Genomic DNA, 270 nt, shown 5'->3' on the forward strand with positions numbered 1-270 from the left:
TTCCAGGCCGTCGAGCCGACGATGGCGACGAGCGTTCCGCGCGTGTACGAGAAGATCTACGAAGCGATCCGCGAGCAAGCCCAGGAGTCGAGTTTCAAGGAACGCGTGTTCAACTGTGCGACGGACGTGTCACGCCAGTACTACCGCGCGGACCGCCCGGGCGCCGGACTGAAGACGCGGTACTGGCTCGCGGACAAACTCGTGTTCAGCGACGTCCGGGGGGCGCTCGGCGGGAACATCGAGTTCCTCATCTCCGGCGGTGGCACGCTC

The 270-nt window shown here is 65.6% G+C and carries 1 pseudogene; it reads left to right on the forward strand.

Annotation, left to right across the window (positions count from 1 at the left end):
• Positions 1 to 270 (forward strand): annotated as a pseudogene (locus SM753_RS20640) (long-chain fatty acid--CoA ligase); the annotation flags it as partial.

Origin of the sequence: Halostella sp. PRR32, assembly GCF_034808085.1 — an archaeon.
GTDB classification, from domain to species: domain Archaea; phylum Halobacteriota; class Halobacteria; order Halobacteriales; family Natronoarchaeaceae; genus Halostella; species Halostella pelagica.